The organism is Endozoicomonas sp. SESOKO1 (assembly GCF_024606265.1).
Classification (GTDB): Bacteria; Pseudomonadota; Gammaproteobacteria; order Pseudomonadales; family Endozoicomonadaceae; genus Endozoicomonas.
The window spans coordinates 1-7872 of record NZ_JAHHPP010000153.1 but is presented as its reverse complement, the minus strand read 5'-3'; the positions used below and the strand labels follow the sequence as shown (position 1 = coordinate 7872).

The 7872-nt window shown below is 52.0% G+C and carries 7 protein-coding genes; 4 read left to right on the top strand and 3 right to left on the bottom strand.

The window, feature by feature from the left end:
• Window positions 1–15 precede the first annotated feature (15 nt).
• The 4 genes from KDK13_RS07385 to KDK13_RS07370 all read left to right on the top strand — a co-directional run bounded on the left by KDK13_RS07385 (window position 16) and on the right by KDK13_RS07370 (window position 3902).
• Window positions 16–732 (top strand): hypothetical protein, encoded by a 717-nt coding sequence (locus KDK13_RS07385; protein ID WP_257284331.1) that lies wholly within the window; start codon window positions 16–18, stop codon window positions 730–732.
• Between the two features lie 120 nt (window positions 733–852).
• The gene (locus KDK13_RS07380) at window positions 853–1896 is read left to right on the top strand and encodes an AI-2E family transporter (protein WP_257284330.1); all 1044 of its coding nucleotides are present in this window, start codon (window positions 853–855) and stop codon (window positions 1894–1896) included.
• A 29-nt stretch (window positions 1897–1925) separates the two neighbouring features.
• Window positions 1926–2576, top strand: a complete 651-nt coding sequence (locus tag KDK13_RS07375; protein ID WP_257284329.1) for an NUDIX hydrolase — start codon at window positions 1926–1928, stop codon at window positions 2574–2576.
• A 372-nt stretch (window positions 2577–2948) separates the two neighbouring features.
• Window positions 2949–3902: a hypothetical protein gene (locus KDK13_RS07370; protein WP_257284328.1), complete on the top strand. Its 954-nt coding sequence runs from the start codon at window positions 2949–2951 to the stop codon at window positions 3900–3902.
• Between the two features lie 154 nt (window positions 3903–4056).
• On the opposite strand, the gene tldD is transcribed toward KDK13_RS07370, so the two are convergent.
• The 3 genes from tldD to KDK13_RS07355 form a co-directional block, all read right to left on the bottom strand.
• The gene (gene tldD, locus KDK13_RS07365) at window positions 4057–5496 is read right to left on the bottom strand and encodes a metalloprotease TldD (RefSeq protein WP_257284327.1); all 1440 of its coding nucleotides are present in this window, start codon (window positions 5494–5496) and stop codon (window positions 4057–4059) included.
• A 130-nt stretch (window positions 5497–5626) separates the two neighbouring features.
• Window positions 5627–6226 (bottom strand): TetR/AcrR family transcriptional regulator, encoded by a 600-nt coding sequence (locus tag KDK13_RS07360; RefSeq protein WP_257284326.1) that lies wholly within the window; start codon window positions 6224–6226, stop codon window positions 5627–5629.
• Window positions 6227–6462: 236 nt separating this feature from the next.
• On the bottom strand, window positions 6463–7872 hold a 1410-nt coding region (locus tag KDK13_RS07355; RefSeq protein WP_257284325.1), incomplete at its 5' end, for a hypothetical protein.

The following is a 7872-nucleotide window of genomic DNA, read 5'->3' as shown; positions in this document are numbered from 1 at the left end:
TTGAACTGATGTCAGGTGTGCGGAGAGAATCATCCCTACAGGCCCCAGCAAAACCTGCCAGAACAGGGTCGTGAACTCCCCATCGCCTTCCCCCGCTCCATGGGAATCCATGAAGGACAGAGCCTGTTCTTTGAAATGCAGCTGGGCCGTAGCGCCGCATTCCTGTCGCTGATCCAGCCGTTGATCGTCAAACACCTGTGCAATGGCACGTCACAGCCCGCCATGGCACTGGATAATCTGGAAAAAATTTACACGCAGGTGCGCCCCGGCTTTATCCGGGTTGATGCCGATGAGATCACCTACCCTGCTCATATTATTCTGCGCTATGAAATAGAGCGCGACCTGATTGAAGGAAACATCGAGGTAGATGACATTCCCGAACTCTGGCAGCAGAAAATGCAGGATTACCTGGGTCTGGATGTAGCGGGTGATCACAAAAAAGGCTGCATGCAGGATATTCACTGGCCCATGGGTTCATTCGGCTATTTCCCAAGCTACACCCTGGGTGCCATGGTCGCAGCACAGCTGTTTGCCGCTCAGAGAAAAGCGATGCCCAATATTGAAGACTTGATTCGCAATGGTAATCTTTCCCCGATGTTTGACTGGCTGAAAAGCAACATCTGGTCACAGGGTCGAAAGTATTCCACGGCAGAACTGCTGACCAGGGCGACCGGAGAGCCATTAACGGCCAGTTATTTCCAACAACACCTGAAAGAAAGATATCTTGGCTGAGCAGCTCTGGGAGCCTGTCCGAGAGAAATAGCATTTTCATCAATAGCACGCTCTGGTTAACTATGATGAAATCTACTGTTTTGGCAGTAATCTCTCCACCTTATCATCGAGGTTAACCTGATGCGGGGCATCAAAACGACACATGTCCGTCATATATTTCAGGGCCTGGCAGCACTGATCATCATCATGACGGGCATCAAACTGGGCAGCACACTGGTCATCCCCCTGCTGCTTTCTGCCCTGCTTGCCTTGCTGGCCAATCCTGTGGTTAATTTACTGGCGCGATTCAGGATCCCCCGAATCCTCGGGATCGTCTTCACATTAACGGCTTTTGTCATCTTTGCCCTGTTCTTCCTGGGTAATGTTGCCAGCACGGTTCAGGAGTTTACCGCTGCACTGCCCGGGTATCGGGAACAAATGACTGAGACGTTCAAAAGCGCCCAGGTCTACCTGACACAGATAAATATCCATATTGACCTGAAAACCTTTATGGATTCCTTTGACCCATCAGCGCTGGTCAGCCTGCTGACCAACATGATTGGCAAACTCGGCAGCACCATGAGTTTTGCCCTGCTGATTTTAATCGCCACTATCTTTATGTTGCTGGAAGCCCCCCTGCTGCCGGGTAAACTACGCATGGCACTGTCATCCCCGGACCATGAATTACAGAGCATGCGCCGTTTTCTCCGCTCATTTAACCGTTATGTGGCCCTGAAAACGCTGATCAGCATGTTCACTGGCCTGCTGGTTGGCGTCATGCTCTGGGCAAAAGGGGTGAACTTTTATGTGCTCTGGGGACTGGTCGCTTTTCTGTTTAACTTTATCCCGAATGTCGGCTCCATTGTGGCAGCTATTCCCGGCATACTGCTGACGCTTCTGCAGTTTGGCTATGGCGATGCCATGTTGGTTATGGCGGGTTACCTGGGGATAAACGTGTTGATCGGTAATATCATTGAGCCTAACGTCATGGGACAGGGGCTGGGACTGTCTCCCCTGGTGGTCTTTCTGTCGTTGATTTTCTGGGGATGGTTGCTGGGGCCTGTAGGGATGATTCTCTCCGTACCACTTACCATGTTTATAAAGATCATGATGGAATCTTCCAAACGCTGGCGGAGTGTGGCTATTCTATTAGGGCCTGATGACAGCGCAGAGCAGCACGGGTAAAAGAACAGGATGGAAAAAGGGGACCGGTGATGGTTGATAAGCCTGATGTTGATGATTTAGAAAAAAATCCATGGATTGACTGGGCTGCAAAAATTCAGGCCATTGCCCAGAATGGGCTCACCTTCTCAAGAGATGAGTTTGACCTTGAGCGATATCATCAATTACAGGCTATTGCCCATGACATGACGGCATTGCTGACCGGAGCCCCCACAGAGAAAGTGAAAAACTTCTTTCTGCCGGACCACGGTTATGCCACCCCAAAGATTGACCTCCGTGGTGGTGTATTCCTAGATAATAAAATACTGCTGGTCAAAGAGCGGGCTGATGGCGGCTGGGCTCTGCCCGGGGGCTGGGGAGATGTTTGTGAACCTCCGGCTTACGGGGTCGAGCGGGAAATAGTGGAAGAATCCGGCTATTCCGCAAAAGTAATAAAGCTGGTAGCCCTTCGGGATACCCAGCGACATCCCTACTGCCCACGCAGCCCCTATCATATCTACAAACTGATTTTCCTCTGCGAGCTGACCGGCGGCGCCCCGAAAGAGAACATTGAAATTTCCGATATCGGCTTTTTTGATGTTGATGATCTGCCTGAGCTTTCCCGGGGAAGAACACTGCCGGAAGATATCCGGTTATTATTCGAACACAAAAAAAACCACGAATTGCCCACCGTTTTTGACTAGTGCAGGAAAGCGTTAATATCCATACCACCGCCGTCATTCCTGCGAAGGAGGTTGTCGCGAAACCCGTAAAAAGATCTCAATGTGGTCGGTTTGCTTGCATACCCATAGGGCATAAAAGCCGACCGCCATCCCCCCCATGAAACACAGAGATCATGGTGCATGGCGGTTGGTTCGGGTGTCGGCTCCCCAGGGAACCGACCTGCACGGAGAGACTCGATTTCGGTTTTGCGACATCCTCGGGACCGTGGGAACCAGGGGATGTGGATGTATGGGTATTAGCGCTTGGCTCCCAGGGAACCATTTAGTGATTACCGGGTCAAAAGACTGGCGATTGAAATAAAAGGAATTCCGAAAACCAAAGGGAGTTTGTAAATGAATAGTCTGATGAGTGGTTTAAAGGTCACTAATGGATTGTACATAAATCCGGCATCAGGCCCGGAAAACGAAAGTTCAGGCGTGGTTGATTGTAAAAACATTAACATCACCGACAGTAAAACTGACAAAACCACATTTCCTGAAACCCCCATTACCCAAAGATCAGCCACAACCACGGTAAGTTTTCCCAGCCTGCCTGCCAATCTCTGTCAATATGACATCAACACCGACGGGAAAAACTTCCATTTCAACCATATCTGTGGCCCTGCCGCTGTAGCCAACACCTTGGTGCCATTACTGGGAATTATCAAACCTGAAGACCAGCATGCCCTGGTCATCAGTCTGGCTGAAGCGTTTGGTATGAATGACAAGATTGAATACGGCACTGGTGCTATTGAACTGATGTCAGGTGTGCGGGCATTTATGGAAAAACATCATCAGCAGACACCCGTCATCCGCTACTATGGCTGGCGGGCTGAGTACGCTTCTGACAAATCATCATTTGACCACATACAATCCAGGCAACCACCGAATCAACAGCAAATCATCGACAATGTCCGGATATCAGACGGAGCCTGGCTAAACATCGGTTTTTACGTTTACGATGAAAGCACCGGTGAATACACACGAATCTCGGGCCATTGGGTGACGCTGGCGGGATGTAATGGCAACGGTGAAATGGCCATTCATGACCCTGCAGGAAGAGCACACACTGCAGCCTGCCAGGAAAAAAATCACAGCGTTGTCAGCCTTGATGAAGGCCTGCTTATCGACAGGAGCAGAAGACGCAGTACAAAAAACGTTCTCTGTCTGGGCCGGTCATTCAAACTGCCCATTGATCAACGGGGCATTAACACCGCCATTATTGATGGTGCCATTTTTTTCCGACGCAAGGATAACCCGACCGGCAACGATTTCCCCTCGCTGCCACCATCTGCTGCCACCATCTAAGGGTGTCGCAAACCCCGGAGAAGAGTCTTGATGCAGGTCGGTTCGGATGCGTACCCACAGGGCATAAAAGCGGAATCGTGACCTAACCGCCATCCCCCCCGACATCCCGTGCATGACGGTTCCTTCAGGAAACGATCTGCACGGAGAGCCCCTTTTAAGCTGTACCACCCACGGTAATTTCATCAATCTTCAGGGTAGGCTGACCGACTCCCACCGGGACCGACTGACCATCCTTGCCACAGACACCCACGCCGGGGTCCAGTTTCAGGTCATTACCGACCATGGACACCTTGTTCATCACGTCAGGACCATTACCAATCAGGGTTGCGCCCTTGACGGGCACCGTCTTCTTGCCATTTTCGATCAACCAGGCCTCACTGGTGGAGAAGACAAACTTGCCGGAGGTGATATCTACCTGCCCCCCACCCATGTTTTCCACATAGATACCTTTGTTAACGGTACTGATAATCTCTTCCGGGTCATGCTTGCCAGCCAGCATATAGGTATTGGTCATCCTTGGCATGGGCAGATGAGAATACGACTCACGGCGTCCATTACCGGTCGGTGCAACGCCCATTAGACGGGCATTCAGCTTATCCTGCATATAGCCCTTGAGAATGCCATTTTCAATCAGGACGGTGCTTTCTGTGGGGACACCCTCATCGTCCATATTCATGGAGCCACGACGACCACCCAGCGTACCGTCATCAACAATGGTGCAGAGTGAAGAAGCAACCCGCTCACCGATCCGGCCAGCATAGGCAGATGACCCTTTGCGGTTAAAGTCACCTTCCAGCCCATGACCGACCGCTTCGTGCAGCAGCACACCGGACCAGCCAGCGCTCAATACCACCGGCATGGTACCAGCCGGAGCCGCAACCGCTTCAAGATTGGTCATGGCCTGACGCACTGCTATGCGGGCATACTCAAGGCCAGTATCGTTCAGCAGGAACTGAAGGTAGTCACCCCGACCACCGCCACCGGCAGATCCGCTCTCAATACGTCCCTCTTTTTCGGCAATGACGCTGACATTCAGGCGAACCAGCGGACGAATATCGGCCGCCAGAGTACCATCGGATGCAGCGACCAGCACCACCTCATGAACACCGGCCAGGCTCACCGTCACCTGCTTGACCCTTGGGTCTGCCTTGCGGGCTTCCTGGTCCAGTTTTTTCAGGAAATCAACCTTATCTTCACTGGTTAACGACTCCAGTGGGTTGGCCGTTCCGTAAAGCGACAGTGGCTGGCTGCGCTGCCATGCCTGAACCTGCTTCTGCTGGCCTGCCCGGGCAATACTCCGGGCGGCACCGGCAGCCTGTTCCAGTGCCGGAAGAATAATATCGTTGGAGTAGGCAAAACCGGTCTTCTCGCCACTCATGGCACGAACACCCACACCACTGTCCACATTGAAACTGCCTTCCTTGACGATGCCATCTTCCAGCACCCAGGACTCATGGCGGATGGATTGAAAATAGAGGTCAGCAGCATCCACATTGTGGCCCAGAATGGTATCCAGAATCCTGCCAAGTTCGCTGTCGCCGATATTGGCCGGGGTCAGCAGTTGGTCACGGGCTGTTGTAATAATATCGGTCATAGGTTTTGTCATCACTTTAGTCAGCAGCGTGGCTTCACACTGATTTATTTTTATTGCAAGCGTACTCCCTGAGAACGGGATAACTCAAGGGAAGTTTGAAACTTCCAATGATGAATTCACAAAGCCCGGGCTAAGATACCCGGGCACAGGCACTCAACACCGTTGACACGACAATCTCAACGATATCTTCCAGCACCCTGCCTTCAGGCACCGGCTCTTCCTTAACCACCTGGGGCCAGAACAACATACCCTGAAAAAGACTGATGTAGATATTGGTCATCACACTGAGATCCATTTCGTTCAGTTTACCGGCTTCCATGGCCTCCCTGAACCACTGAGTCACGGCTTTGGTGCTGTAAAGAGTATTAATCAGATTTCGTGCCATGTCAGGCTGACGGAGAAACTCCATCACGATGGTGCGTGACAGCGGGATACCATAGATTTGATAGAGGATTTCGGCTTCTTTAAGGCTAATGGATGTCAGTTGAGTATGAAGGCTGAGTTCCGGGTCAAAGGGATAGCTTACCGACTCATAGGCCGAGGCCTGAAGAATGGTCAATACGGACTCAAACAACAACTCCTTGCTTGCAAAGTGACGATAAAGCGTACGTTTGGAAACCTCTGCTGCCGTGCATACTCTATCCATATTGGCGCCAAGAAAACCGTATTGGATAAACTCCTCTTTCGCCGCATCAAGGATTGCCCGACGTTTTCGCTCAGAACGTGTCACTGGTTCCTCTCCCTTTTTTACACCTCATACCATCCGCCTTTTCCAACTACTGTATAACTGCCCAATGACGTGAGTATAAACTGAATGGCTGTCCAGCTTCTCTACACAGATTACCGGGAGAGAGGTCAGTGTTATCGCCAGTCTCCGTGGTTACGGTGCAGTCCATTGCAGAGGTATTGATCACGTTGCCAGCTACTTATCGCCTGCAACAGCGAGCCATGCAGGCAGTACAACATTCATACACGGGTAGAATCAGTTATTGGCCTGCTGCCTTCTGGTTCCGCTTGTTTCCGTGCCTCATTCCGTCGATGACAGTATTGGTAGAGAGCGCATAAACCAATGCCTGCAAGGATTGTAAAAGCTGTGCCAAAGCTGACACCCAGGACAATCCCGATATTCAGGGTTTCAGCCAATGGCGGGGGCGTGGTGGGCAGTGCCGTTGCCGGGGGCATGCCAGCAAATGTCATTGATGCTTCCGGTAACGTCACCACGGTTTCCATCACTGCTGCCGGGGTTGCCATTGCCGCCGCTGCCAATGGTGGCGTGGTAGTGATCGTGGCATTGATCGACGGTAACGGCGTTGCCATAGTATGCCCGGTAATAGTTGTATTGGACATTACCATTTGGTTGAGCGGTGCCGGGGCTGCCAGAATCTGGCTGGGCAGCAGAGTGGTTGTGTTGGCCATTGCCATATCGTTGCGTGGTGCCGGGGTTGACAGAGTATGGCTGGACAGCCGTCTGGCTGTGTTGGCCATTGCCGTTTCGTTGGGTGATGTCATTGCCGGTTGTTGTGAGGTTGTATCAGCCATCACGGTATTATTAACGGAGGCTGACGCTGGCTGCGGGAATGGTCTATGAGCAGCTGAACGGACAGGTGCGGAGACAATAGATGTTGCTGAACAGTTCCAATTCCAATGGTCTTCAGTGAGTGAGTCGGGCGTGAGCTGACAATCATCGGTGACAAAACGGGAATCGGCACTACGGCATAGTTCGTAGGAATCTTCAGTACGAAAGTTTTGTGGTTTACCGTCAACCTTGCTGTTCAACGACCGGATATCCGCTGCACTACCGGAATTATATAAACCGGCACCAATACCCGCTTTGCCATTCTCCGCTGAGACAGAACAGTTAATGGCGCTGACGCCCCTGACTTCATCATTCACCACCCCGCCACCAATGCCGGCATGTGCTGAGCGCCCTTCCGTTCTTACGTGGCTGTCCAGGGCAATGAGATCATTGACGGAACCCTTGATAAGTTTGCCTCCACCAATGCCACCAAGACTTAGACTGCGCCTGTTGCCAACCTGTCCACCACCGATGCCTGCATGCGCTACGATACCTTTGGTGGTGACCCGGCTGTTGACCACCGTCATGTTGCGGATATCACCGGCCACTTCGCCGCCGCCAATCCCGGCATCAGCCCCTGTCTGAAGAGTGCTGACGTTACTCGACAGAACCGTCAGGTGCCCTATATCCCCGGTAATTTTCCCACCTCCAATCCCGCTATTAGCTCCGCCACCCCGGGTTTCCACCCAACTATCGGTTACGGCCAGATGCTCAATCTGTCCAGCCATTTCGCCAGCGCCGATACCTGCATCTGAGTAACGGCCAGAGGTGGCGGAGCTAATAGCGGGATTGGAGGTGGG